Source organism: Aquabacterium sp., from assembly GCF_036279675.1.
Taxonomy (GTDB): domain Bacteria; phylum Pseudomonadota; class Gammaproteobacteria; order Burkholderiales; family Burkholderiaceae_C; genus Aquabacterium.
Genome location: NZ_DASUIS010000072.1, coordinates 35,293 through 61,567, shown reverse-complemented (window position 1 = coordinate 61,567; position 26,275 = coordinate 35,293). Strand labels below are relative to the sequence as shown.

The following is a 26,275-nucleotide window of genomic DNA, read 5'->3' as shown; positions in this document are numbered from 1 at the left end:
CGAGCGATGTGTTGGTCAGGATGAGGTGGTTGATCTGCCTGCTGACCCTTTGGTGGGGCGGTGCGGCGCAGGCGTACAACTACGCAGGCAACTACACCTTCGCCGCCCGCTGGAACGAGTGGGGGCGCTATTCATCCGGCGGTGTCGTGGTCTACCCGGAGGAGTTCGGCAACTTCAACGAGTACGACGTCTGCCCGCCTCAACAGACCAGCGTCATCTTTCCCAGTGCGGTGGTGTCGGGCAACATCAAGCAGACGTGCGCAAACCTGTGGAAGTCGCTCATCGAATCGAGCTACATCCTCAGCAGTTCCAGCTCGCTGGTGAGGGCCAAGGACCTGTCGGAGGACTGGATCATCGACTACGTTGATCCCAACGACTCGACCAACAACTACTACTTCAACTGGTATGCCAACCAGTACTTCGGCTTTTCCTGGGCCTGGGGGGATCCCTCCGTGTTGCGCTGGGTCTACCCGCTCACGCTGTCGGGTGGGCCCCACAACGGGGAGTCCGTGCTGGGCAATGGCAAGTTGCTGGCCTTTGGCGACAAGCGCTTCGTCATGCTGGACAACGATGGCTCCCTGAGCTTTTACTGGTATGGCGTCGGGGGGCTGCTGGAGTACAACCCGAGCACCACGACCTTCTCGGGCGGGGCCTTTGCCGGTCAGACCTTGAGCAGCAAGTTGCAGTACCTGATCGGCTACGAGGAGTTCAATCTGTACTTCCTGGTCGGTGCCAACACCTTGCATGTGTACAACCGGGACATGACCTGGTCGCGGACAGACACGGTCTCGCTGGGCAACGAGTTGTCGGGCTATTCGCTGGGCGATCTGGTCGACAACAAGATCCCGGGCTATACCTATATAGGCTGGGATGCCGGGCCCATCGTGATCGGTGTCACGGCCCTGCGTCCGCTGGATCACATCGAGGTGACGTCTTCGTCCTCGTCTGCGCTGGCAGGCGGGGCCGTCAGTTTCACGCTCCGGGCGTGCGCCACGGCTGATTGCAGCACCTTGTACACACGCGGTGTGAGCGGCTATCTGATGATGTCAGACGGCACGAATGTGGCCTTCAGCATCGCCTCGGGTAGCTCCACCGTCAGCACCTCACTCACGGTGGCCACGGCACCGGCGGCGGGTTATGTGACGGCGAGTCTGTCCGGGCTGACGGTCACGCCGATCGGCTCCCCCTCGATTTACTGCGGCTTTGGCGTGACGGCGACCAGCGTGGCCTCGTGCAACTTTGCCATCACGTCGCCGCTGCATCATCTGGCTGTCACCACCAGCAGCAGCGCGGGCATGACCTGCACGCCCACCACCTTCACGATCGTGGCCTGTGCAGATGCGGCTTGCACGGGTACTTTCTCCGGCTCGGTGTCGGGCAACCTGACCTTGTCGGGCACGGGGGCGACGGTCAAGCCCGCGGCAACCAACGCCTTCAGCATCAGCGGTGGCGCCAGCAGCACGACGGTCAGCGCGCAGGTCACCACGGTGCCGGCCACGGGTTACGTCACGGTCGGCTTGAGCGGCCTGACGATGACCCCCTCAGCCTCGCCCTCCTTGTATTGCGGCCTGGGGGCTGCGGCCTCTGCCGGGGGCTCGTGCAATTACAGCGTGAACACGGCTGGGCTGCTGTTGTCCGTGCCCAATCACCTGTCGGAGGCCTCCGCCACCATGACCGTGACTGCGGTCAAACAAGGTACCAGCACGGCCTCGTGTGTGCCGGCGTTCGCCAGCGTCAGCAAGTCCATCAACATCCAGTGTGCCTACAGCAACCCGAGCAGCGGCACCTTGCCGGTTCGTGTGGCGGGCACGGCCCTCAATGCGGGCGGCAGCGTCTCTTCTGCCTGCGATGGCACGGGGGCGAACATCAGCCTCAGTTTTGATGCGACCGGCATGGCCACCACCAATGTCCTGTACGCCGACGTGGGGCAGGTGTCGCTGACGGCCAGCTACAGTGGCTCCGGGGCCGACGCGGGCCTGAGCATGTCCGGCACCAGCTCTTTCATTGCCTCCCCGGCTTCGTTCGGGTTCAGCGGGGTGACGGCGTCCTCGCTGGTGGCTGGCAACGCGTTTGCGGCAACCGTCACGGCCCGCAACAGCGCCGGTGCGGCCACACCCAACTTCGGCAAGGAAACGGCCGTCACCACCGACTATGTGCGCCTGGCCTGGAGCAAGTACCGACCCACGGGCAGCCACTCTGCCGCAGGGGCCTTGACCGGCAGCGGCACGACGGGCGCCTCTCCCTACATCTCTTCGACGGGCTTCAATCTGGGGGCCATCACGATCAGCGATCTGAAGTGGTCCGAGGTGGGGACGGGTGACCTGAGCGCGACCTTGGTCAGCGGCAGCTACCTGGGCTCCGGCTCGGCCGTGTCGGGCAGCACAGGCAGCACGGGGGCGGTGGGGCCTTTTGTGCCGCACCATTTCAATGTGACGCGCGGTTTGAGTTGCGGCTCCTTTGTCTACAGCGGCCAGCCCATGGATGCGCTCACGGTAACGGCCGCCAATGCATCGGGTGGCACCACGGTGAACTACGATGGGACCGCCAACACCTCGCCCAACTACGCCAAGGCGGTGACGCTGACGGCTGTGGGCGCGAGCGGATCCCTGTCGCCGGCGACCATCAATGCCAGTGACTTCACGCGTGGCGTGGCCACCTTCACGTCGGCCACAGCGACCTTGCCGACCTTCACTTTTTCCAACAAGCTGACGGCACCTACGTCCGTGGTCGTTCGCGCCACGGATACCTCGGGCGTGTCCTCCAGCGCCGGGTCCGAGCAGGCCATGTCGGTACGCAGCGGGCGGCTCCGGATCTCCAATGCGTTCGGTTCCGAGAAAAGCAGCCTGGCCATCCCGGTTCAGGCTCAGTACTGGAATGGCAGAGCGTGGGTGGTCAACGGCGATGACAGTTGCACCAGCATCCCGGCCGCTTCGGTGGTGCGCAGCAACTATGTGGACAGCAAGGGGGCGTCTACTTCCGCCTGGTCCACCACGCCGTCGGCCATCACCATCCTCGCGGGCAACGGTACGCTGACCTTGAGTGCACCCAGCGCCAATGGCACAGGCAGCGTGGATTTCGCCCTCAATCTGGGGAGCAGCACGACGGACCAGTCCTGCCTGGCCAGCCACCCGAGTTCGACAGGCGCTGGCCTGAGCTGGCTGAGAGCACAAAACGGCACCACCAACGCCTGTGCAGGTGTGACCACGTATGACCGTGATCCGTCCGCCCGAGCGACCTTCGGCGTTTATTCGTCAGAGTCCAGGAAAGTGGTGTTCACGCGCGAGATGTACTGACCGGCGGGTTGCCCGCACGTACGCGGCGGTAGCTGGCCGGTGTTTCGCCCGACCACTCCTTGAAGGCCCGCGAGAACGCGCTTTGTTCGGCGTAGCCCAGCAGCAGGGCGATCTCGGGCAGCGAGAGCTTGGGATCCTGCATGTAGTCCCGGGCAAGCTGGAAGCGCAACTCGTTGAGGATGACCTTGTAGCGCAAGCCGCGTTCTTGCAAGTAGCGATAGAGCGTGCGCTCTGCCATGCCCATGCGGGCGGCCACCTCGCCGAACTCGGGCGTGCCATCCTGCAGCGACATGGAGATGTGATGCCGCAGGCGCTTGAGCAGCGCGTCGCGATCCGGCAGTTCCTGGAGCATGGCTTCGGCCTGTTGCTCCAGCAGGCTCATGAGATGCGGGTCGCTGGTTCTCACCGGCTGGTTCATGTTGCGGGCAGGCAGCCGCACGGCGAGCGCCTCACGACCGAACACCACCGGGCACTTGAAGAACGCCTCGTAGGCCGATGTGTCAGCCGGTTGAGGCTGCGGAAACTCGACCAGGTGCGGGGCGGCATCCGGGTCGACGCCATGGCGTCTGATCAGCGTGATCAGTCCTGACACCAGCACCTCATCCGACGACAGGGGAGAGATGCCTGCGGCCGGGTCCCACCAGACGAACAGGTCGTCGCCTTCCACGTACACCTTGGACGGGGCCATGTTGTGCAACAGGCGCTGGAAGCGGCTGAAACGCATGAGCGCCTGAACCTGTGTCTCGCTGTAAATGCCAAGGTAGCCCAGCATGCCGATGTGGTGGGCGTGTGTGACCGCGCCAATCCGGATGCCCAGCGCTGGCACAGGGTGGGCGCGCTCGAGTTCGGCCAGGATGTCCCACCAGGTGGCAATGGGCATGCGTGGCGTGGCCTTCAGCCCTTCAAGTCGAGACCGAAACGCCGGCAAGCTCAGCCCGGCCTGATCCATGTAGTCAAGCAGCAGGCTGACGGCGGTGCCGGCAACGTAGATCGAGGCGTGGGTCATTCTCAGGAAATGGTGGCAGTCAATGTCAAATTAAGGCTGATATTGTCAATATTTGCGATGGCGTGTCATCAAATATGGCCGAACCTTGACCGGGAAGTGTAAGCAAGCCGACAGACTTTTCGGCCGAATTCTAATACTTGAGTACTAGGTGTAAATACCGCCCCGCGATCGAGGGTGCTGTCCGGTATTAATTAACGTATTCAGGTCGGTTTGATATTTGCTGCCTTCCTCAGGCAGGCCTTGTCAAGGCTGGAATCTTTCCCGCCAATACCATCTCGACATGCTGATGAAAGCTGCAGTGTGAAGCGCGACTCTGGCGTCCTCTGGCGAGTGATGTTCGCTGAAGGGCGCTGGTTTGAAGGCGGGGCATTGACTCGAAATGTGCCGCCGTTCTTTTTTTGAATGCCTGATTGCCTTCTTGCATTTGAATTGAGTATTCATGTTTTCACATTCCATTTGTGGTGGCAGTTTCTCTGCGGTATGTGATGTTGATTGGCGGGTATTTGAAGTATTTGATTGGAGTAGTTCATGAGCAATGAATCCAAGGTCGTGCGCACGGTGGCGATCCTGGCGCTGGCTGCGGCTGGTGTGACGCAGGCGCAGGCCACCACGGCCGGCACCTACAACTGGACCCAGGCATCTCGCTGGCAGGAAGAGGATCGCTACACCACCACGGGAGGCGCGACCGTCTACCCGCAGGAGTGGTATCCGGCCAAGGGTTATGACGTGCGTCCGCACGCGCAGCTCTACAGCATGTTCCCCTCGCTGGTGGTGGGCGATGGCAACAACCAGCAGACCAGCAACAACCTGTGGGCGGCCCTGATCACCTCGCCCAATGTGATTGGCAACTCGACCACGCTGACCCGTGCACGAGACATCTCGGAAGACTGGGACATCAACTTCGTTGATCCCAAGGTGGCCAACAAGAACTATTGGGCGGACTTCTACATCGACAAGCCCATCACCTACGTTGATCGGGCCGTGTTTCCCTTGACGCTGACCGGTGGCCCTCAGGCGGGGCAGTCCCTCCTGGGTAATAACAATCTGCTGGCCATGGGCGACGATAACTCGCTGTGGCTGGACGCCGATGGCACCCTGAGCTATTACAACTACCCCACAGGTACGCTGGAGTTCGATTCGAAGAAGACAGGCTTCACCACCGGTCCTGCCGGCTGGAACGGTGCATCCTTGAAGAGCAAGGTGGGCAACCTGATTGGCTACGAAGAGGGGCGGCTGTATTTCCTGGAAGGGGCCAATACCGTTCAGGTGTTCAACTATGACCTAGGCTTCGTGCGCACCGATCAGTTCAGCTTCAATGGCGACCTGGCGGGGCGCTCGCTGGCCGATGTCATCGATGGCAAGGTACAGGGCCATACCTATATCGGGTGGGACCTGGGGCCGGTGATCATTGGCGTCTCCTCGGTGCCTGAGGCCTCCACCATGGCCTTGTGGCTGATCGGCGGGGGGCTGGTGGCCTCGCGTGTACGCAAGGCGCGCAAGCAGGCCTGATCCACCTGTCACAATTCGCTTCCTGACTGGCGCAAGGGCCGGTCGACCAGGTGTTCGCACCCGGTCGGCTGGCCCTTGTGCTTTGTCAAACGGATCGGGAATATCCCAGCCCCAAAGGGGGAGACTCCTCATTTTCCACTTCCACACCCCTTTGCAGGTCCTTGATTTATAAGGACTTTTTTTCTGCATTTTTCCATTCGAATCGCATCTAAGTCTTTGATTTCATTGAACTTTTTTTCGCTTTTTCCTTGTTTTGGGGATGCGGATCAGGTAAAGTGGGATTTAGTGCAAATTCGTGGGGTTTTGTGTGAGTCTCGTCTTCCAAGGAGCATCAGCGTTGTCGCTGGACGCAAAGGGGCGCATGGCCGTCCCTTCGCGCCATCGCGACGCTTTGCAAGCTCTTTGCGCAGGCCAGTTGACGATCACCAAGAACCCCGATGGCTGCCTGATGGTGTTCCCGCGCCCCGCGTGGGAAACCTTCCGCGACAAGGTTGCCGCGCTGCCCATGTCGGCAGCAGGCTGGAAGCGGATCTTTCTGGGCAATGCCATGGATGTCGAGATCGACAGCGCTGCGCGCGTCCTGATCTCGCCTGAACTGCGTGCCGCAGCGGGCCTCACCAAAGAAGTGATGCTGCTGGGCATGGGCAGCCACTTCGAGTTGTGGGATGCCCAGAAGTACGCCGAGCACGAAGCCGCGGTCATGGCTCAGCCCATGCCCGAGGCCCTTCAAGACTTCACCTTCTGACGCGATGCAGGAAGGAGTCACACCTTGGCAGCATCAAACTGTCCTGCTGCACGAGGCGGTCGAGGGTTTGTGGGATCCAGCCGTCGGCCCGCATCCTCAGGGCGTCTACGTGGATGCCACCTTCGGGCGTGGCGGGCACTCGCGTCTGCTGTTGTCGAAGCTGGGTCCGCAGGCTCGTCTGATTGCGCTGGATCGCGATCCGGAGGCGATCGCGCATGCCACGCAGGGCCCCGATGCCATCCACGATCCGCGCTTTCAGATCGTGCACGCACCGTTCTCGTCGTGGGCCGATGTGGTGGCCGATCTGGGCTTGCCTGGTGTGCACGGTCTGCTGATGGACATCGGCGTGTCGTCGCCGCAGATCGACAACCCGGCGCGCGGTTTCAGCTTCCGCTTCGATGCGCCGCTGGACATGCGCATGGACACGACGCAAGGCGAGAGCGCAGCCGACTACCTGGCGCACGCTTCGGCGGACGAGATCGCGGAGGTCATCCGTGATTACGGCGAAGAACGGTTTGCTTGGCCCATTGCAAAGGCGCTTGTCGCTCGCCGCGATGAAGGTCACCCTGTGCGAACCACCGCCGAGCTGTCGGCGGTCGTGGCTCGTACGGTCAAAACCCGTGAAGCCGGGCAAGACCCCGCAACCCGAACCTTCCAGGCTCTTCGGATTCACGTCAACCGTGAACTCGGTGAGCTGGAAGACGCGCTGGAGTCTGCCTTGACCACCTTGCTGCCCGGCGGACGCCTCTCGGTCATCAGCTTCCATTCGCTGGAAGACCGCATCGTCAAGACCTTCATCGCGAAGCACAGCCGCGAGGAGGTCGATCGTCGTGTGCCGTTCGCGCAGCCCAAACCCTTGATGCTGGACGCCATTGCGCGCATCAAGCCGTCGGCTGAAGAGATCTCGGGCAACCCACGCTCACGCTCGGCCGTGCTGCGTGTGGCCGAGCGCACCGATGTGCCCTGGTCCGAGGCGCTGGTCGCGGGGCCCGCCAAAGGTGGCAAGGTCAAAGGCGGCAAGTCATCGTCCAAGGCTGGCGGGAAGGGGGGGCGTCGATGATGGCGCGCCTCAACATCCTGCTGGCCATCGTGCTGCTGCTGAGCTGTTTCTGGCTCGTCCGCACCAGCTATGAGTCGCGCCATCTGTTTGTCGAGCTGGAGAAAGCCCAGTCGCAATCGCACGAGCTGCAGATCGATTTCGAGCGTCTGCAGCTCGACAAGCGCGCGCAGGCCACGCCGCTGCGTGTTGAAAAGCTGGCGCGCGAGAAGCTGCGCATGTTCAACAACAGCCCGGCTGTCACTCATTACGTGAACACGTCTGCGTCCGGCGTGGCAGCGGCCACCCAGGGAGGCCAGCCATGAGCCGCCTGGGCGATCTGATGCGCAAGCTTCGTGGCAAGCCGCGTCGGCAGGGCTCGGGTGCCATGCCCACGGTGCGGTACGCCACCAGCCCCTTGCTGGCTTCGCGCACGCCGCCCTGGCGCGTCAAGTTCCTGATCGGCGCCATCGGCCTGGGCTTTGCCGTGCTGATCGGGCGCGCCGCCTGGATCCAGATCGTCCACAACGACTTCTATCTGCAGCAAGGGGCCAGCCGCTACGAGCGCCGCATCGAGCTGCAGGCCAACCGCGGTCGCATCCTGGATCGCAATGGCGAGATGCTGGCTTCCAGCGTGCCGGCACCGTCCCTGTGGGCCATCCCCAAGGACATGGACGCCTCCACCAATGAGCTGCGCGCCCTGGCCAAGCTGCTGGGCATGCCTTTGGTGGATCTGCAAAAACGCCTGGCTTCCAGCCCCAACTTCGTGTGGCTGCGTCGCAAGGTGGATGACAGCGTGGCCGAGAAGGTGGCCGAGCTCAAGATCAAGGGTGTGTACGAGCTGCGCGAGTCCAAGCGTCAGTACCCTGAAGGTGAGGCCGCCGCGCACATCGTGGGCTTCACCAACATCGAAGACGAAGGCCAGGAAGGCATCGAGCTGGCCTACCAGAAGCAGCTGTCTGGCCGCGATGGCGCGCGCCATGTGATCAAGGACCGGCTGGGTCGGGTGGTCGAGTCGGTGGGCGATCTCGTGCCGGCTGAAGATGGCCAGGCCATTCGCCTGTCGATCGACGCCAAGATCCAGTTCTATGCCTATCAACGCATCCGCGATGCCGTGGCCTTGCACAAGGCCAAGGCTGGCAGCGTGGTGGTGCTCGATGCCGTGACCGGCGAGGTGCTGGCCCTGGCCAATGTGCCCAGCTACACACCCGATGACCGCCGCAACCTGACGGGCGCGCAGTTGCGCAACCGCGCCCTGACCGACACCTTCGAGCCGGGCTCGACCATGAAGCCCATCGTGGTGTCGCTGGCGCTCGAAACCAGGCGTGTGACGCCCGAGACCATCATCTCCACCGCGCCAGGCAAGCTGACCATCGACGGTTCGACCATTTCGGATTCCCATCCGCATGGCGACCTCACGGTGGAGCAGGTCATTCAGAAGTCGAGCAACGTGGGCACGGCCAAGATGGCCATGCAGATGCAGCCTCGCGAGATGTGGGAAATGTTCACCTCGGTGGGCCTGGGGCAGAAGCCGCAGATCGGCTTCCCTGGTGTGGTGACGGGGCGTTTGCGCCCCTACAAATCCTGGCGTCGCATCGAGCAGGTCACCATGAGTTACGGCTACGGCCTGTCAGCCAGCTTGTTCCAGCTGGCTCACGCATACACGATCTTCGCCAGCGATGGTGAATTGATCCCGATTTCGCTGCTGAAGCGGGAAGGTCCAGGTGACGACCGGGACCCTGCCCGCAAAGTGGCGAAAGCTACATCGGATGACAGCGAGCGCCCTGTGCTGGCCTTCAAGACCGCCTTCCGTCCGGGGGCGGCTTCGTCGTCTGTGGCTGATGCCGCGCCTGTTGGCAGCGATGAGCTGGTGCCAGTGCGCGGTACCCGCGTGATCTCGCCTGAAACGGCGCGTGCCGTGCGCAAGATGCTCAACCTGGTGTGCGGCCCTGGCGGCACCGCGCCCAAGGCGCAGACGCAGGGCTACAGCGTGGGCGGCAAGACCGGTACGGCGCACAAGGTTGAAGGCAAGGGCTATGCGGGCAACAAGTACCGCGCCTGGTTCGTGGGCATCGCGCCCATCAGCAAGCCGCGCATCGTCGTGGCCGTGATGGTCGATGAGCCCGGCAATGGCGTGTACTTCGGTGGCGATGTGGCGGCGCCCGTGTTCAGCCAGGTCGTGCAACAGACTCTGGCTCGCCTGGGCGTGCTGCCTGACATGGAAGTGCAGCCCAAGATCATCAGCACCGAGCCCGCAGAAGTGGAGAGCTTTTAAATGAGCCAGACCACTTTGCACTTGCACACCACCGACGAAGCCCTGAGCTGGCTGCGCCAGTGGGGCGTCACCAGCCTGACGGTGGACAGCCGCCAGGTGAAGGCCCTGGCCGCCGAGGGCGCTTGCTTCATCGCCTGGCCCGGTGCGGCGCGTGATGGCCGTGCCTTTGTCGAGCAGGCCCTGAAAGACGGCGCACGCGCCTGCCTGGTCGAAGCCGACGGCGTGCAGGCCTTTGCATTTGCTGACGCGCGTGTGGCCGCCTTGCCGGGCCTGAAGGCCCGCAGTGCCGAGATCGCGCACGGCTTCTATGCCGAGCCCAGCGCCGAACTCGATGTGGTGGCCGTGACCGGCACCAATGGCAAGACCTCCACCTCATGGTGGACGGCTCAGGCGCTGACTGCCCTGGGCAAGGGCTGCGGCGTCATCGGTACCTTGGGTGTGGGGCAAGTCGGTTCCGGTGAGTTCAAGCCCACGGGGCTGACCACGCCCGATCCGATCACGCTGCATGCCACCTTCCGCGACTTCGTGGATCAGGGCCTGAAGGCCGCAGCCATCGAGGCTTCGTCCATCGGCATTGAGGAGTTGCGCCTGCATGCCACGCATGTGAAGGTGGCTCAGTTCACCAACTTCACGCAAGACCATCTGGACTACCACGGCAGCATGGAGGCCTACTGGCAGGCCAAGCGTCGCCTGTTCGATTGGCCAGGCTTGCAAGCCGCCGTGCTGAACCTCGATGATCCGATGGGTCATGCCCTGCAGGATCACGCACGTGGTCGTCGTCTGGCTTGCTGGTCCTATGGCTTGCAGGATGCGGTCCGCTTGCAGGCCGCCCACATCCGCTATCAGCAGCAAGGCATCGTGTTTGACCTGATCGAGCGTGATGAGGCCCTGTCGCACGAGATCGCCCGAGCCACCGTGCATGCGCCGGTCATCGGTACTTTCAATGTGTCCAATCTGCTGGCCGTGGTGGGGGCCTTGCGTGCGCTCGGTGTGCCGCTGGCCGATGCGGCTCGCGTGTGCAGTGGCTTGCAGCCTGTGCCGGGGCGCATGCAGATCGTGGCTTCGCCCAACCCACAGATCGAGTTGCCCACGGTGGTGGTGGACTACGCCCACACACCCGACGCCTTGCACAAGGCCCTGCAGGCATTGCGCCCCGTGGCCGAAGCGCGTGGTGGCCGTCTGTGGTGCGTGTTCGGCTGTGGTGGTGACCGCGATCCGATCAAGCGCCCGCTGATGGGGGCCATGGCCGAGCAGCACGCCGACCGCGTCGTGCTCACCAGCGACAACCCGCGCAGCGAGCCACCCGCTTTCATCCTGTCTCAGATCCTGGCCGGCGTGGCCGGGCGAGACACGGTTGATGTGATCGAAGACCGCCATGGCGCCATTGCGCATGCGCTGGAACAGGCTGATGCCTGTGACGTGGTGCTGATCGCCGGCAAGGGCCATGAGGCCACGCAAGACGTGGCTGGCGTCAAGACACCTTTTTCAGATGTGGACGAGGCAGCAGCCGCGCTCAAGCGCCGCGCGCCCGCCGTCCCTAGCCAAGTTATTCCCATGATGATGACCCTGGGCCTGGCCCATGAGTTGCTGCCGGGTTCGGTGTTGTCGGGTGACCCCGCCACACCGATTGCCCGCGTGCACACCGATACCCGCACCTTGCAGCCAGGCGATCTGTTTGTCGCGCTGCGTGGTGAGCGCTTTGATGCGCATGATTTCCTGCCGCAGGCCAAGGCCGCCGGTGCCGTGGCCGTGCTGGCCCAGCATGGTGTGGACACCTGCGGCCTGCCTGGCCTGATCGTGCCGGATACGCGCGCCGCACTGGGCTGGCTGGCGTCCGGCTGGCGTGCGCGCTTCGACATCCCGCTGATCGGCGTGACCGGCAGCAATGGCAAGACCACGGTCACGCAGATGATCGCGTCGATCCTGAAGGCCTGGGTGGTGTCGCAAGGTGCGCCTGAGGCCTCGCTGGCCACACAAGGCAACTTCAACAACGAGATCGGTGTGCCCCTGACCTTGCTGCGCTTGCGTGAAGGGCAGCACCGTTGTGCTGTGGTCGAGCTGGGCATGAACCACCCGGGCGAGATCGCCCAGTTGGCCGCGATTGCCGCGCCCACCGTGGGCCTGGTCAACAACGCGCAGCGCGAGCACCAGGAGTTCATGCACACGGTCGAGGCCGTGGCCCGCGAAAACGGCACCGTGCTGCAGGCCCTGTCGCGCAGCGGCGTGGCCGTGTTCCCGGCCGACGACGAGTTCGCCGCCATCTGGCGCGAGCAGGCCAACGGTTATCCCAAGTTCGATTTCGCCACGCAGGGCCCGGCCGCCGTCACAGGCCGTGCCACCTGGATGGCCGAGCCCACGCCACATTGGGTGATCGAGATCAGCACGGCGCAAGGCGCGGCCCGGGTGAACCTGAAGATGGCCGGTGCGCACAATGTGCGCAATGCGCTGGCCTCCACCGCCGCGGCGCTGGGTGCCGGCGTGCCGCTGCCGGTGATTGCACAAGGCCTGGAGGCCTTCGAGCCCGTCAAGGGCCGTTCGCAACTGCGCTGCGTCAGCATCGAAGGTCGCCCTGTCACGCTGGTGGACGACAGCTACAACGCGAACCCCGACTCCGTGCGTGCGGCCATCGACATGCTGGCGGGTCTGCCTGGTCCGCGCTGGCTGGTGCTGGGTGACATGGGCGAGGTCGGAACGCAAGGCCCGGCTTTCCACAGGGAAGTCGGCGCCTATGCCCGCGAACGTGGCATCGAACATGTCTGGACGGCTGGTGAGTTGTGCGCGCATGCAGCGCAGGCTTACGGCGAGCATCAAGGGCAGACGGCCCGTCATTTCAGCAGTGCGGCCGATATCGTCGCTGCGCTGCCCACCTTGAACCAGGCCCCGGCTGCGGCCTCGGTGCTGGTCAAGGGTTCACGCTTCATGAAGATGGAACAAGTTGTCGCTGTCCTGAGTGCTCAGGCGGGAGGTGCCCATGCTGCTTAGTCTTGCACTGTGGCTTCAAGGCTTGCACCCCGAGTGGGGTTTCCTGCGTGTCTTCCAGTATCTGACCTTCCGTTCGGTCATGGCGGCCATGACGGCGCTGCTGATCGGTCTGTTCCTGGGGCCCTTTGTGATCCGCAAGCTCACCGAGCTCAAGATCGGTCAGCCCATCCGTGAATACGGCATGGAGACGCACCTGACGAAGCGCGGCACGCCCACCATGGGTGGCGCCTTGATCCTGCTGGCCATCGGCCTGTCGACGCTGATGTGGTTCGACTGGGCCAACCGCTTCGTGTGGATCGTGATGATCGTGACCACCGGCTTTGGCGCCATTGGCTGGGTCGATGACTGGCGCAAGGTGGTGCTCAAGGACCCCGAGGGCATGCCTTCGCGTGAGAAGTACTTCTGGCAATCCATCATCGGGTTGATCGCCGCCATCTACCTGGCCTTCAGCGTGTCGGAGACCAACAATCTGCGCGTGATCGAGTTGTTTTTCCGCTGGATCCAGTCGGGCTTCTCCAACGACCTGCCGCCGAAGGCCGACCTGATCGTGCCCTTCTTCAAGACCATGAGCTACCCACTGGGCGTGTGGGGCTTCATGGTGCTGACCTACATCGTGATCGTGGGCACCAGCAATGCCGTGAACCTCACCGACGGCCTCGATGGTCTGGCCATCATGCCGGTGGTGATGGTGTCGGCCTCGCTGGGCATCTTCTGTTATGTCACGGGCAACGCCGTGTTCGCCAAGTACCTGTTGCTGCCGCACATTCCGGGCGCAGGTGAACTGCTGGTGTTCTGCGCGGCCCTATCCGGAGCGGGCCTGGCCTTCCTCTGGTTCAACGCTTACCCCGCCCAGGTCTTCATGGGCGACGTGGGGGCCTTGGCACTTGGCGGTGCTTTAGGAACCATCGCGGTCATCGTGCGGCAAGAGATCGTGCTGGCCTTGATGGGCGGGGTTTTTGTTCTCGAAGCCTTGTCAGTGATGGTGCAGGTGAGCTACTTCAAATATACGAAGAAGAAATACGGCGAAGGCCGTCGTATTTTGCTGATGGCGCCGCTGCATCACCACTTCGAAAAATCCGGCTGGAAAGAGACGCAGGTCGTGGTCCGTTTCTGGATCATCACCATGCTGCTGTGCCTGCTGGGGCTGTCCACCCTCAAGCTGCGTTGATCGCGATATCGAGTTCTAGCCAACCATGCACTACTTACGTGATCTCACCGTGCTGATCCTGGGTCTGGGTGACTCAGGCCTGGCCATGGCGCGCTGGTGCGCCCGGTGCGGTGCGACGGTGCGCGTGGCCGATACGCGCGCCAACCCGCCACAGGCTGCGACGCTGCGCAACGATGTGCCCGCGGCCACGTTGCATCATGGTCTGGATGTGGCCTTGCTCGATGGCGTCAACCTTGTGCTCAAGAGCCCGGGCCTGATGCCCAACGCCCCCGATGTGTCGGCCTTGATGGCCCGGGCGGATGAACTGGGTATTCCGGTGCGCGGCGAGCTGTCGCTGTTCGCCACGGCGCTGGCCGATCTCAAGACCGACATGGGTTATGCGCCCAAGGTAGTGGCCATCACCGGCACCAACGGCAAGACCACCACCACCTCGCTCACGGCCAGGCTGATCGAGCGTGCTGGCTTGCGTGTGGGGCTGGCTGGCAACATCGGCCCGACCTTGCTCGACACCTTGCGCATTGCGCTGGAGCAGGAGCCGCAGCCTTTGCAGGAAGAGGCTGCAGGCCAGGCGGCTGAAGGTGACACGGCTGCAGAGGTCGTCGAGCCGGATGCTGTTTCGCAGCCTTCGGACGCCGCGCTGGATGCCCCGGTCGAAGCGGATGCGCATGCCGAGGCGATCGACGAGATGCAGCCTGAGACTGAGCCAACAGACATCGAGCAACCCGAGGATGCCGAGCCGCCTGTCACCCCCTTGTCTGACGACGCGGATGCGCCCCTGATCGAACTGGCACCACCGCCACCGGCTGCGCCCACCTTTGAAGTTTTGCCCCAGGCCTGGGTGCTGGAGCTGTCCAGCTTCCAGCTCGATGGCGTGAGCAACTTCGCGCCGGATGCCGCCGTGGTACTCAACATCACGCAGGATCACCTGGACTGGCACGGCAGCATGGCGGCCTATGCGGCAGCCAAGGCCCGTATCTTCGGCAAGAACGGCATCATGGTGATCAACCGCGATGACCCGGTCGTGATGGACATGGTGCCGCCGCCCGAAGTCATCAAGTCCGGTGTGCGTGGTCGTCCTGCGAAGACCGTGTACCGCGATGTCGTGTACTTTGGCCTGGATGCGCCGCGTCGCCCTGGCGACTTTGGGCTGGTGACCGAAGCGGGCATGGCGTGGCTGATGCGTGCCCGCGAAGCCGACCCGACGATCAAGCTCAAGAAGGGCGAAGAAGTCGAGATCGTGCTGCAGCGCCTGATGCCTGCAGATGCCTTGCGCATCCGTGGTCGTCACAACGCATCCAACGCACTGGCTGCGCTGGCGCTGGCCACGGCGATTGGCTGCCCCCTGGCGCCAATGCTGCATGGCCTGCGCGAATACCGCGGCGAGCCGCATCGTGTCGAGCATGTGGCCACGATGGGCGGCATCGATGCGATCGATGACAGCAAGGGCACCAATGTGGGGGCCACCGTGGCCGCCCTGCAAGGCCTGGGCTCCGATCTGTCTGGCGGCAAGCTGGTGGTGATTCTGGGTGGTGATGGCAAGGGGCAGGACTTCGCGCCGCTGGCCGATCCGGTTGGCCGCTATGCGCGCGCCGTGGCCTTGATCGGTCGTGACGCGCAAGCCATTGAAGCCGCACTGGCTGACGCCTTGACCCCTGGCGGCGACAAGCTGCCCATGCAGCGCCATGACAGCCTGGAAGCCGCGACCCGCTGGTGCTTCGAGCAGGCTCGACAAGGTGATGCCGTGTTGTTGAGCCCGGCATGCGCCAGCCTGGACATGTTCCGCAACTACGGCCACCGTGCCGAGGTGTTCGTCAACACCGTGCAGGAACTGATCCACGAACGAGGAGACATCGCATGAGCGACGCCACCGTTCAAACCAAAGTTTCAGCAACAGGCCTGAGCCTGATGAGCAAGCTGCGCGGCCTGCTGGGCAAGCGCGGCGACAACGAGGGCGCCGGCCCGCTGCCGGTGCGTGACTTCGTCAACGTGACATCCTCGCAGCCATCCAAGGTCATGGGCTTCGACCAACCGCTGGTGTGGTTGACCATCGCCTTGCTGGCCATGGGCCTGGTGATGGTCTATTCGGCCACCATTGCCCTGCCGGACAGCCCGCGCTTCTCGAACTACACACCAACCTTCTTCTTCACGCGCCACCTGGTGTCCATCATCATGGCCGTGTCTGTGGCAGCAGTGGTCACGCAGATACCGATGTCCACCTGGGAAAAGATGGCGCCGTGGCTGTTTGTCGTGTCCCTGATCCTGCTGATCCTGGTGCTGATCCCGCATGTGGGCAAGGTGGTGTATGGCGCGCGGCGCTGGTTGCCGCTGGGCATCATGAACTTCCAGCCATCCGAGCTGGCCAAGCTGGCCATCACGCTGTACGCGGCCGACTACATGGTGCGCAAGATGGACGTGAAGGAGCACTTCTTCCGTGCCGTGGCCCCGATGGCGGTAGCGGTGGGCGTGGTGGGCCTCTTGCTGCTGGCCGAGCCCGACATGGGCGCCTTCATGGTGATCGCCACGATCGCCATGGCGATTCTCTTCCTGGGGGGGGTGAACGGCCGCATGTTCTTCCTGATCACGGCCGTGCTGCTGGGCGCCTTCACCCTGATGGTGACGCTCAGCCCCTGGCGTCGTGAGCGCATCTTTGCTTATCTGGATCCCTGGTCGGAAAAGAACGCCTTGGGCAAGGCCTACCAGCTGACCCACTCCCTGATCGCCTTTGGCCGTGGCGAGATCTTTGGTGAAGGCCTGGGCTCCAGCCTGGAAAAACTGCATTACCTGCCCGAAGCCCACACGGACTTCCTGCTGGCCGTGATCGGCGAGGAACTGGGCTTCATCGGTGTGGCCATCGTGATCCTGGCCTTCTTCTGGCTGGTGGTGCGCCTGTTCAACATCGGCCGCCAGGCCATCGCGCTCGACCGTGTGTTTGCCGGCCTGGTCGCGCAAGGCGTGGCGGTGTGGATGGGAGGCCAGGCCTTCATCAACATGGGTGTGAATCTGGGCGTGCTGCCCACCAAGGGGCTGACCTTGCCTTTGATGAGTTTCGGCGGTTCGGGCGTGATGCTCAACTGCATTGCGCTGGCGATTTGCCTGCGGGTCGACATCGAGAACCGCCAACTCATGCGCGGAGGCCGAGCATGAGCCGTCACCTCGTCATCATGGCGGCCGGCACCGGCGGGCACATCATGCCCGGCCTGGCTGTGGCCGATGAAATGAAGCGCCGCGGCTGGACCGTGAGCTGGCTGGGCACCACGGGTGGCATGGAAAACCGCCTGGTGCCGCCCACTGGCATCCCCATGGACGCGATCGCCTTCAATGGCCTGCGCGGCAAGAACATGAAGGACACGCTGTTTGGTGGCGTGCGCCTGCTCAAGGCCTTCGCGGATTGCTTCAAGATTCTGAAGACCCGCCAGGCCGATGCCGTGCTGGGTATGGGTGGTTACGTGTGCTTCCCTGGTGGCCTGATGGGTGTGGCGCGCGGCCTGCCCCTGGTGCTGGTTAATGCCGATGCAGCCATGTTGCTCAGCAACCGTGCGCTGTTGCCCATCACCGATGTGCTGGCATGTGGCTTTGACGGCCCTGCTGCGCAACACAAGGTGGCCCGCGTGACCGGCAACCCCGTGCGCGCCGACATCGAGGCCATCGCTCACCCGAGCGAGCGCTTTGCCAACCGAACTGGCCCGCTGCGCGTGTTGATCGTGGGTGGCAGCCTGGGCGCCAAGGCGCTCAACGACGCCGTGCCCGCTGCGCTGGCCATGCTCCCGCCTGAACAGCGCCCGCTGATCACACACCAGACCGGCATGGCCAACTTCGAAGCGGTCAAGGCCGACTACGTCAAGGCAGGCCTGAACCCTGGCAAGGATGCCGAAGTCCTGCCCTTCATCAACAACATGCCGCAACGCCTGGCCGAGTGCGACGTGATCATCGGCCGTGCGGGCGCCATCACGGTGAGCGAGTTGTGTGCGGCCGGCGTGCCCAGCATCCTGGTGCCACTGGTGGTGTCGACCACGGCCCACCAGCGTGACAACGCCCAGTACATGGCCGACAACGGTGCAGCCATTCACTTGCCGCAAGCCGAACTCAATCCCGCCAAGTTGGCCGAGCTGATCCAGTCGCTCAACCGCACCGGTCTGGCCGCGATGGCCATCAAGGCTCGTGGTCTGGCCCGTCTGCAATCGGCCGCCGCTGTGGCCGATGCCATCGAGCAAAACGTGAAACCCCAAACCAAAGCAAAGGCGTCCCCATGAAGCACGCCGTGAAACACATTCACTTCGTCGGCATCGGTGGTGCCGGCATGAGCGGCATCGCCGAGATCCTCCACAATCTGGGCTACACCGTCTCAGGTTCTGACCAGTCCGACAGCGCCACTTCGCGCCGCCTGGCTTCGCTGGGCATCCATGTCCATGTCGGGCATGACGCCGCGCACATTGAAGGCGCCGAGGCCGTGGTCACCTCCACCGCCGTGAAGGGCGACAACCCCGAGGTCATCGCGGCCCGTGCCAAACGCATTCCCGTGGTGCCGCGCGCCGTGATGCTGGCCGAGTTGATGCGCCTGCGCAAAGGCATCGCGATAGCCGGAACACATGGCAAGACCACGACGACCTCGCTGGTCACCTCCATCCTGGCCGAAGCCGGCGTGGACCCGACCTTCGTGATCGGCGGCAAGCTCAACAGTGCCGGTGCCAATTCGGCGCTGGGCAAGGGCGAGTACATCGTGGTCGAGGCGGATGAGTCGGATGCCTCCTTCCTGAACCTGCTGCCCGTGCTGTCGGTCGTCACGAACATCGATGCCGACCACATGGACACCTATGGCCACGACTTCGCCAGGCTCAAGCAGGCTTTCGTGGACTTCCTGCACCGCATGCCCTTCTACGGCTCGGCCATCCTGTGTGCCGATGATCCGGGTGTGCGCTCCATCATCCCGTTCATCTCGCGCCCCGTGATCACCTATGGTTTCGGTGAAGACGCCCAGGTGCGTGCGGTCAACGTCGAAGCCCTGGCCGGTGGGCAGATGCGCTTTGTGGTGCAGCGTCGCAACGGCGTGGTCATGCCCGACATCACCGTCACGCTGAACCTGCCCGGCGTGCACAACGTGCTCAACGCGCTGGCGGCCATCGCCGTGGCCACCGAAATCGAACTGCCCGACGAGCCCATCATCAAGGCCCTGGGCGAGTTCACCGGTGTGGGCCGTCGCTTCCAGCGCTACGGCGAATTCAAGACCACGGATGGCGGTCAGGTCACGCTGATCGACGACTACGGTCACCACCCGGTCGAGATGGCTGCCGTGATCAGTGCCGCACGTGGCGCCTTCCCAGGTCAACGTCTGGTGCTGGCCTTCCAGCCGCACCGCTACACCCGCACCCGCGATTGCTTTGAGGACTTCGTCAAGGTGCTGGGCACGGCCGACGCCGTGTTGCTGACCGAGGTGTATGCCGCAGGCGAGGCGCCCATCGTGGCAGCCGATGGCCGCGCCCTGACCCGTGCCGTGCGAGTGGCCGGCAAGGTGGAACCGATTTTCGTGGACGACGTGGCCGAGCTGCCGCAGGTCATCGCCAGCAACGCCCGTGGTGGCGATGTGGTGATCTGCATGGGCGCGGGCTCGATCGGCACCGTGGCCGGCAAGGTCGCAGAGCTGTTGAAGGACAAGAAATGAACCACCTCCGAAGCGCCTTTGGCGTTTCCCCTCTAGGGGGCCGAGCGCGGACACGGAAGGTCCAGTGGACCTTCCGTGCCTGGCGAGGAGCCGGGGCTTTGGCCACGGCGCGGCCTGCAAGGCACGCCAGCAGCCCGGCAAAGCCGGATCTGCGGCGTCCGCTTGGTGATACCGATGTGCGCGGCGGAGGGAGCAATTGATATGAGCATGATTTCCCTTCAACCTCCCCGTGTCGACCCGGCCAGCCTGGGCAAGGTGGCCGTGCTGTTCGGTGGCACCTCGGCCGAGCGTGATGTGTCCATCATGTCGGGCTCGGGCGTGCTCAAGGCCCTGCAATCGCAAGGCGTGAACGCCTTTGCCTTTGACCCTGCCGAGCGTCCCTTGCAGGAGCTGAAGGCCGAAGGCGTAGACCGCTGCTTCATCGCCTTGCATGGCCGCGGTGGCGAAGACGGCACTGTGCAAGGTGCCCTGGAGCTACTGAAGATCCCTTACACCGGCTCAGGTGTGATGGCGTCAAGCATCGCCATGGACAAGATCATGACCAAGCGCATCTGGCGCTTTGAAGGTCTGCCCACACCCGAGTGGCGCATGGTGTCGAGTGCCGAGGAATGCGCCCACGCCTTGACCGCGCTGGGCGCACCGATGATCGTCAAGCCTTCTCGCGAAGGTTCTTCCATTGGCCTGACCAAGGTGACGGACGTCAGCCAGTGTGCTGCGGCCTATGCCGCTGCCGCCCAGCACGATCCTGAAGTGCTGTGCGAGCAATTCATCGATGGCGAAGAAAGCACTTGCCCGGTCCTGATCGTGGATGGCGAAGCCAAGGCGCTGCCCATCATCCGCATCCAGGCGCCAGACGGCAACTACGACTACCAGAACAAGTACTTCACCGACACGGTGCGCTACCTGTGCCCGAGTGGCCTGGATGCCGACGAGGAAGCCGAGATCCAGCGCGAAGTGGTCCGTGCCTTCAAGACCCTGGGTTGCCGCGGCTGGGCCCGTGCCGACGTGATGATCCGCAAGTCCGACCGTCAGCCCTTCCTGCTGGAGATCAACACCTCGCCGGGCATGACCGGCCACTCGCTCGTCCCCATGTCCGCCAAGGTGGCGGGGCTGAGCTATGAACAACTCTGTGTCCACCTCCTGGCTTCGGCCAGCCTGGACAGCGTCCGCTAACCGATCACAACCGACAGAAAGCCGCCCTCACCGCCATGCAGGCCGCCGCCGCCCTCAACAGCTACAGCGCATCGGAAGAGACGCCGCAAGACGTCCTCTGGATGAACGCTGCCGCCTCCGCCTTGCTGGTGGTGGCGATCGGGCTGTTGCTGGCAGCCGGCGTCACCAAGCTGACGCGTCTGCCGTACTTCAATCTGCAGAAGGTGCAACTGGAAGGCGACCTGCAACGCAACAACGTGGCCACGGTGCGCGCCAACATCGTGCCCCGCATGCATGGCGGCTTCTTCAACGCCAACCTCAACCGCAGCCGCGAGATCTTCGAGTCCGTGCCCTGGGTTCGCAAGGCGGTGGTGCGCCGCGTGTGGCCCAACGAGTTGCGCGTCGTGCTTGAAGAGCATCGCCCGGCCGCCTACTGGCATCACGAAGACCGTGAAGACCAGTTGGTCAACACCTATGGTGAAGTGTTCGATGCCAACCTGGGTGACGTGGAAGACGAACACCTGCCTACGCTCGAAGCCCCGCCCAACCCGACGGCCGGCGAAGCCAAGGCCATGCTCGACATGCTGCACCGCCTGCAACCCGTGATGAGTTCGCTGGGCGAGATTGACACGCTCAAGCTCACCGAGCGCGGCTCCTGGAGTGTCGAGATGGACAACGAAGCCACGATCGAACTCGGCCGCGGTAGCCTGGAAGAGGTCGTGGCGCGAACCGAACGCTTCGTGCGCACGCTGCCTGAACTCAAGCACCAATATCCGGCGCCGCTGGCTCATGCCGACTTGCGCTATCCGGAAGGCTACGCGGTCAAGCTGCGCGGCCTGACCACCTTGCAGGATGGCCAGAAGGCCCCTGTGATCAAGAAACCCGCCGTTGCGAAGCCGGTGCCTGCCCATGGCACGCCGAACAGCAACAAACCTTCGTCTTCAACCAGATAAATCCACACACACCATGGCCAAGGAATACAAGGATCTGGTCGTCGGGCTGGACATCGGCACCGCCAAAGTGATGGCGGTCGTGGCCGAAGTCATGCCCGGTGGAGACCTGCGGCTGGCAGGTCTGGGCGTGGCGCCAAGCCATGGCCTCAAGCGTGGCGTGGTCGTCAACATCGACGCCACCGTGCAGTCCATTCAACAGGCCTTGAAAGAGGCCGAGCTGATGGCCGATTGCAAGATCAGCCGCGTGTGGACAGGCATCACCGGCAGCCACATCCGCGGTCAGAACAGCACGGGCATGGTCATCGTGCGAGACAAGGAAGTCGCGCCCATCGACGTGCAACGTGTGGTGGAAACAGCGAAGGCGATCAACATCCCTAATGATCAACGCCTATTGCTTGTTGAGCCCCAAGAGTTCATCATTGACGGCCATGAGGTCAAAGAGCCAATCGGCATGTCTGGCGGTCGCCTCGAGGTCAAGGTGCACATCGTGACCGGGGCCCAGAGCGCTGCTGAAAACATCGTCAAGTGTGTTCGTCGCTGCGGCTTGGAGGCCGAACAGCTGGTCCTCAATCCCTCCGCATCTTCTGCAGCCGTGCTCACCGAAGACGAGAAGTCGCTTGGTGTGGCCATGGTCGATATCGGCGCCGGCACGACAGACGTTTCCATCTTCACGGATGGTGCCGTGCGCCACACGGCTGTGATCCCGATTGCCGGTGACCTCATCACCAGCGACATCGCGATGGCCCTGCGCACACCCACGAAGGACGCTGAAGACATCAAGGTGGACTTCGGTGTGGCCAAGCAACTGCTGGCCGATCCCAATGAACAGGTTGAAGTGCCCGGCCTCGGTGACCGTGCCCCACGCATGCTCTCGCGTCAGGCACTGGCCGGCGTGATCGAGCCTCGCGTTGAAGAAATTTTCTCGCTGGTCCATCAGGTGATCCGCGAGTCTGGTTATGAAGAGTTGCTGTCTTCCGGCATCGTGCTCACAGGCGGCTCGGCCGTCATGCCGGGCATGGTCGAACTGGCCGAAGACATCTTCCTGAAGCCTGTGCGCAAGGGCACGCCCTTGTACTCAGGCGCACTGCACGACATGGTGGCCAGCCCTCGCTCGGCCACCGTCATGGGCTTGCTCGAAGAGGCAAGACTCGCGCGCATGCGCGGGATGAAGGCGGCACAACAAGCCGGGTCTGTTCAGACCTTGTTTGGTCGTGTACGCGATTGGTTCGTCGGCAATTTTTAAGAGCCGAACTTGGTACGATTTCAATTGGCAACTGCTTGATTAAAAAAGAGGTACGACATGGCAATCGAGATGATCGACAACTTCGATATGGGCACACAGATCAAGGTGATCGGTGTGGGGGGCGGCGGCGGTAACGCTGTCGAGCACATGATCTCGCAAGGCGTGCAAGGCGTGCAGTTCATCTGCGCCAACACGGACTCGCAAGCTCTGCTGCGCTCCAGCGCCGAAATGCAACTGCAACTGGGCAACTCCGGCCTGGGTGCAGGTGCGAAACCTGAAGCCGGCAAGGCCGCTGCTGAAGAAGCCGTGGACCAGATCCGTGCCGCCCTGGACGGCGCCCACATGGTGTTCATCACCGCGGGCATGGGTGGCGGCACTGGCACCGGTGCGGCACCTGTGATCGCACGTGTGGCCAAGGAGATGGGCATCCTGACCGTGGGCGTGGTGACCAAGCCTTTCGAATTCGAAGGCAACCGCCGCATGAAGCAGGCTGACACCGGCTTGAACGAACTCGAAGCCAACGTCGACTCGCTGATCGTCGTGCTCAACGAGAAGCTGCTGGAAGTGCTGGGTGACGACGTCACGCAGGAAGAAGCTTTCGGCAAGGCCAACGACGTGCTGAAGAACGCCGTCGGCGGCATCTCCGACATCATCCACATCCCCGGTCTGGTGAACGTCGACTTCGAAGACGTCAAGACCGTGATGAGCGAGCCTGGCAAGGCCATGATGGGCACCGCCACGGCTGGTGGCCCCGACCGTGCTACCAAGGCTGCCGAAGCCGCTGTGGCCTGCCCGTTGCTGGAAGGCATCGACCTGTCCGGCGCACGTGGCGTGCTGGTACTGATCGCTGCAGGCAAGTCCAGCTTCAAGCTGAGCGAGTCGCGCAACGCCATGAACACCATCCGTCGTTACGCCGCTGAAGATGCACACGTCATCTACGGTACGGCCTACGACGAAAGCCTGGGCGACCAGCTGCGCGTGACCGTGATCGCCACCGGCCTGTGCGGCTCCAAGCGCCAGCAAGCCCCGATGACCGTGGTCCACAGCGCACCGCAGACGCAAGTCTTCCAGCGCACCGGCACCGACAACATCCCCGTGCTGACGCAGCCTATCGGCCACGCGGGTCACGCCCAAGGTCTGGCCGGCGGCCTGGCTGGCATGGGCCACGCCAGCGCTGGCGGCAACGACTTCAGCGGCCTGAACACGCCCAGCGTGTGGCGCAGTGGTCGTACGCAAGCGGCTGCCAAGGTGGACGCCCTGGCCAGCAACGGCATGGATGAAATCGAGATCCCGGCTTTTCTGCGCAAGCAGGCTGACTGATAGCCAGACGCTGACCTAGTCAGTCAGCGCGTACCGTTGCCAAGTCTTTTTCCCCTCGCGCCTGATGGTGCGGGGGGCTTTTGGCTTTTTCGGCTTTGCCGGCAACGCAGCAATACCAACAAACAATCAGGTTGAAGGATCAGGCGCGCCTGGCCACAGGGTGGGCGCGCTGCATCAGTTCGTAGCCGTTTTCACCCAGGGCATACAGGTCGTCTTCGACCTTGTCCACGTCGAAGCCTTCGCGCTTGAGTTCCACCTTGCGGTGCTTGAAGGTCGCGGTGACTTCGTGTTCTTCGCGCACGCGGATGAACAGGGGCACGGCATATTTGGGCAAGGCCTTGTGCAAGGCCGCTGCCAGCGCCGCACCATCGATGTGGCCCTTGCTGTCGTCCCAGCGGATGGCGGCCATGCCGGCGCGGCCATCGGCCCCAGGCACTTCCACGCCATACACCACGGCTTCTTCAATGCCGTCGATCGTGCCCAGCGCGGCTTCGACTTCGGTCGTGGCCACGTTCTCGCCCTTCCAGCGGAAGGTGTCGCCCACGCGGTCTACAAAGCCGATGTGGCCGAAGCCCATGTCGCGGATCAGGTCGCCGGTGTTGAACCAGGCATCGCCCTTCTTGAACACATGGCGGAAGACCTTCGCCTCGGTGGCCTTGCTGTCCGTGTAGCCGTCCAGCGGCGCCTTGTCGGTGATCTCGGTCAGCAGCAGACCGCATTCGCCCTTGCCCACTTTGCGCATGGTGCCGTCAGCTTGACGGATGGGCGTCTCGTTCTCGACGTCAAACGCCACGATGGCGTAGGGCAGGGGGCAATAGCCCGCTGTGCCCTTGAAGTTGAAGGCGTTGACGAAGGCCAGGTTGCACTCGCTGGCCGTGTAGAACTCGGCAATGTGCGGGATGTTGAAGCGCGTCTGGAAGGTTTCCCAGATGTCAGGGCGCAGGCCGTTGCCGATGATGGTGCGCACGCCGTGCTGCTGATCCGTGGCCTTGGCGGGCTGGTTGAGCAGGTAACGGCACAACTCGCCGATGTAGCAGAACGCCGTGGCCTTGTTGGCGCGGATCTCGTCCCAGAAGCGTGTGGCACTGAACTTGCGGCCCAGGGCCATGCAGGCACCCGCACCAATCACCGAACTCCACGATACCGTCAGGGCGTTGTTGTGGTACATGGGCAGCGGGCAGTACAGCACGTCGTCCGACTTGAGGCGCATGCCGAGTTGGCCCAGGCCGGCCATGCAGCGGTGCCAGCGGTAGTGCGTCATCACCGAGGCCTTGGGCATGCCGGTGGTGCCCGACGTGAAGATGTGGAAGCAGGGCTGGCGCAGCTTGATCTGCGCGGTTTGCGGCGGGTTGCTGGTCTCGGCCTTGAGCGTGCGGCGACGCAGGCTGTCCGTACCGGCAGGGCCGGCGGAGGCACCTTCAAACCACCATTGCGGGCAGAGTTCTGCACGCAACGCTGGCACGATGCTGTCAAAGGCCTCGACGCATTCTTCGCCGAAGATCACCACGCGAGGCTTGGTGATGCGCAGGCTGTGCGCCAGCGGCTCGCCGCGTTGCTGGTTGTTGAGCAAGGTGGCGATGGCGCCCAGCTTGACGATACCCAGCACACAGGCCATCAGCTCGGCCCGGTTTTCCATCAGCACGCCAACCGAGTCACCTTGGCGGATGCCGGCGGCTTCCAGGCTGTGGGCAATCTGATTGGCCCAGGCGTTGAATTGCGCGTAGGTCCAGGTGCGACCTTCAAAGATCAGCGCAGGCGCATCAGGTTGTCTGGCGGCCAGTTCGGCATAGCGCAGCCCCAGCGATCCGATCTGATCCGGCTTGAGCGTGACAAGGTTCCACAAGCCCTTGACCACGCTGGGCAGAGCAGGGGCGGTACGCAGGACACCGCCTGTCCATTGGAAAAAATTGATCGTTTGACTGGCCATCCGGGCAGTC

At 63.5% G+C, this 26,275-nt stretch carries 18 protein-coding genes; 16 read left to right on the top strand and 2 right to left on the bottom strand.

What is annotated here, in order from left to right; genetic code table 11:
- Positions 1–20 precede the first annotated feature (20 nt).
- A complete protein-coding gene (locus VFW93_RS08865; protein ID WP_329693634.1) occupies positions 21–3,293 on the top strand; it encodes a DUF6701 domain-containing protein in 3,273 nt (1,090 codons plus the stop codon).
- Here VFW93_RS08865 and VFW93_RS08860 read toward each other — a convergent pair.
- Positions 3,274–4,299, bottom strand: a complete 1,026-nt coding sequence (locus VFW93_RS08860) for an AraC family transcriptional regulator (protein WP_329693633.1) — start codon at positions 4,297–4,299, stop codon at positions 3,274–3,276. The genes VFW93_RS08865 and VFW93_RS08860 overlap by 20 nt on opposite strands.
- 528 nt (positions 4,300–4,827) lie before the next feature.
- Here VFW93_RS08860 and VFW93_RS08855 point away from each other — a divergent pair.
- The 15 genes from VFW93_RS08855 to ftsZ all read left to right on the top strand — a co-directional run bounded on the left by VFW93_RS08855 (position 4,828) and on the right by ftsZ (position 24,338).
- Positions 4,828–5,808 carry a hypothetical protein gene (locus tag VFW93_RS08855; RefSeq protein ID WP_329693632.1) on the top strand — a complete coding sequence of 327 codons (981 nt, stop codon included), beginning with the start codon at positions 4,828–4,830 and terminating at the stop codon, positions 5,806–5,808.
- Between the two features lie 307 nt (positions 5,809–6,115).
- Positions 6,116–6,553, top strand: coding sequence for a division/cell wall cluster transcriptional repressor MraZ (gene mraZ, locus VFW93_RS08850; protein ID WP_290672910.1), 438 nt, complete (start codon positions 6,116–6,118; stop codon positions 6,551–6,553).
- A 4-nt stretch (positions 6,554–6,557) separates the two neighbouring features.
- A complete protein-coding gene (gene rsmH, locus VFW93_RS08845; protein WP_329693631.1) occupies positions 6,558–7,613 on the top strand; it encodes a 16S rRNA (cytosine(1402)-N(4))-methyltransferase RsmH in 1,056 nt (351 codons plus the stop codon).
- Positions 7,610–7,915: a cell division protein FtsL gene (gene ftsL, locus VFW93_RS08840; RefSeq protein ID WP_329693630.1), complete on the top strand. Its 306-nt coding sequence runs from the start codon at positions 7,610–7,612 to the stop codon at positions 7,913–7,915. The genes rsmH and ftsL overlap by 4 nt, the downstream gene beginning before the upstream one ends.
- Entirely contained in the window at positions 7,912–9,864 is a 1,953-nt protein-coding gene (locus tag VFW93_RS08835) for a penicillin-binding protein 2 (RefSeq protein ID WP_329693629.1), read from the top strand. The genes ftsL and VFW93_RS08835 overlap by 4 nt, the downstream gene beginning before the upstream one ends.
- Positions 9,865–12,846: a bifunctional UDP-N-acetylmuramoyl-L-alanyl-D-glutamate--2,6-diaminopimelate ligase MurE/UDP-N-acetylmuramoyl-tripeptide--D-alanyl-D-alanine ligase MurF gene (gene murF, locus VFW93_RS08830; protein ID WP_329693628.1), complete on the top strand. Its 2,982-nt coding sequence runs from the start codon at positions 9,865–9,867 to the stop codon at positions 12,844–12,846. It begins immediately after the preceding gene.
- Entirely contained in the window at positions 12,836–14,014 is a 1,179-nt protein-coding gene (mraY, locus tag VFW93_RS08825; protein ID WP_329693627.1) for a phospho-N-acetylmuramoyl-pentapeptide-transferase, read from the top strand. The genes murF and mraY overlap by 11 nt, the downstream gene beginning before the upstream one ends.
- Before the next feature lie 25 nt (positions 14,015–14,039).
- On the top strand, positions 14,040–15,872 hold the full coding sequence (gene murD, locus VFW93_RS08820; RefSeq protein ID WP_329693626.1) for a UDP-N-acetylmuramoyl-L-alanine--D-glutamate ligase: 1,833 nt from the start codon (positions 14,040–14,042) through the stop codon (positions 15,870–15,872).
- The gene (gene ftsW / locus VFW93_RS08815) at positions 15,869–17,158 is read left to right on the top strand and encodes a putative lipid II flippase FtsW (protein ID WP_414639627.1); all 1,290 of its coding nucleotides are present in this window, start codon (positions 15,869–15,871) and stop codon (positions 17,156–17,158) included. Before murD ends, ftsW begins: the two co-directional genes overlap by 4 nt.
- Positions 17,155–18,264 (top strand): undecaprenyldiphospho-muramoylpentapeptide beta-N-acetylglucosaminyltransferase, encoded by a 1,110-nt coding sequence (murG, locus tag VFW93_RS08810; protein WP_329693625.1) that lies wholly within the window; start codon positions 17,155–17,157, stop codon positions 18,262–18,264. The genes ftsW and murG overlap by 4 nt, the downstream gene beginning before the upstream one ends.
- Positions 18,261–19,670, top strand: coding sequence for a UDP-N-acetylmuramate--L-alanine ligase (gene murC, locus VFW93_RS08805; protein ID WP_329693624.1), 1,410 nt, complete (start codon positions 18,261–18,263; stop codon positions 19,668–19,670). Before murG ends, murC begins: the two co-directional genes overlap by 4 nt.
- Before the next feature lie 201 nt (positions 19,671–19,871).
- The gene (locus tag VFW93_RS08800; RefSeq protein WP_329693623.1) at positions 19,872–20,843 is read left to right on the top strand and encodes a D-alanine--D-alanine ligase; all 972 of its coding nucleotides are present in this window, start codon (positions 19,872–19,874) and stop codon (positions 20,841–20,843) included.
- A 35-nt stretch (positions 20,844–20,878) separates the two neighbouring features.
- The gene (locus tag VFW93_RS08795) at positions 20,879–21,775 is read left to right on the top strand and encodes a cell division protein FtsQ/DivIB (RefSeq protein WP_329693622.1); all 897 of its coding nucleotides are present in this window, start codon (positions 20,879–20,881) and stop codon (positions 21,773–21,775) included.
- 13 nt (positions 21,776–21,788) lie between these two features.
- The gene (gene ftsA / locus VFW93_RS08790) at positions 21,789–23,018 is read left to right on the top strand and encodes a cell division protein FtsA (protein ID WP_329693621.1); all 1,230 of its coding nucleotides are present in this window, start codon (positions 21,789–21,791) and stop codon (positions 23,016–23,018) included.
- Positions 23,019–23,075: 57 nt separating this feature from the next.
- The gene (gene ftsZ, locus VFW93_RS08785; protein ID WP_329693620.1) at positions 23,076–24,338 is read left to right on the top strand and encodes a cell division protein FtsZ; all 1,263 of its coding nucleotides are present in this window, start codon (positions 23,076–23,078) and stop codon (positions 24,336–24,338) included.
- A 139-nt stretch (positions 24,339–24,477) separates the two neighbouring features.
- Here the strand turns inward: ftsZ and VFW93_RS08780 are convergent, their stop codons facing one another.
- On the bottom strand, positions 24,478–26,265 hold the full coding sequence (locus tag VFW93_RS08780; protein ID WP_329693619.1) for a long-chain-acyl-CoA synthetase: 1,788 nt from the start codon (positions 26,263–26,265) through the stop codon (positions 24,478–24,480).
- Between the last annotated feature and the right edge of the window lie 10 nt (positions 26,266–26,275).